The following is a 1,049-nucleotide window of genomic DNA, read 5'->3' on the forward strand; positions in this document are numbered from 1 at the left end:
TGACTGTGTTTTATATTTTTCTCGTTCATTATAACCCTCTTTAATTTGCTTATTAACGATTCATTATAACCACTTATTTTTTGTTTGGTTGACAAAATCACTGCGGTCCGCCGATGCGGGCGACCGGTTGCCCCGGCGCAACCGGGTCGTCGTGGTGCGCCAGCCACTCGGTCAGCACACCGGCGGCGTGGGCGGTGACCTCGACGCCGCCTTGGCGCGTGATCACCTGGCCGATGACCTGGCCGATCTCGACGGGCCGGCCCTCGACCAGAGAGAGCTCGCGCTGGAAGGTGCCGGCTTTCGCCGCGACCACGACCCGGAAGAGCGGGGTCGGCTCGAGGCTGGGCTGCACACCGTGCCGGGCGATCAGATCGCGGGCGGCCGGCAGGTCGGCGGGGGTGTTCAGGGTCAGGATCTCAGGGGCACCATCGCCCTTGAGCTCACGTTTCACCAGGCCGGCCAGGGTGCCGGCCGGCGGCAACTCGAGGATCGCGGTGACGCCGAGGTCACGCAGCGATCGCATGCACAGGTCCCAGCGCACCGGCGCGGTGACCTGGCGGACCAGGCGCTGCAGCATCTCGCGGCCGTGGGCGACGGCCGTGCCGTCGAAGTTGGACAGCAGGATGCGGGCCGGGTCGGTGACGGTGACCCCGCCGGCGAGCGCAGCCAGCGCCGTCTCGGCGGGCGCCATGAACGGCGTGTGGAATGCCCCGGCCACGGCGAGCGGGCGCACCCGTGCGCCCTCCGGGGGAGCGGCGGCGAACTTCTCCAGCGCGTCCAGCGCACCGGCCGCGACGATCTGGCCGGCGCCGTTGCGGTTCGCGGGGTAGAGGCCGGCCGCCTCGATCGCGGCGACCACCGTGTCGGCGTCGCCGCCCAGCACCGCGCTCATGCCGGTCGGCTCGAGCGCGCAGGCGGCGGCCATCTCGCGGCCACGCACTCCGGCCAGGGTCACCGCGGTCTCCGGCGTGATGACCTCGGCGAGCGCGGCCGCGCCCAGCTCACCGACGCTGTGCCCGGCGACCAGGCCGACGTCGTGGAACGGCAGG

General features: G+C 70.4%; 1 protein-coding gene. It reads right to left on the bottom strand.

Annotated features, from left to right (window positions below; all coding sequences use genetic code 11):
* Positions 1-97: 97 nt before the first annotated feature.
* Positions 98-1,049: acyltransferase domain-containing protein (locus AB0M20_RS45510; RefSeq protein WP_364307905.1), on the bottom strand; the 952-nt coding region annotated here is incomplete at its 5' end.

Source organism: Actinoplanes sp. NPDC051633, from assembly GCF_040681735.1.
Classification (GTDB): domain Bacteria; phylum Actinomycetota; class Actinomycetes; order Mycobacteriales; family Micromonosporaceae; genus Actinoplanes.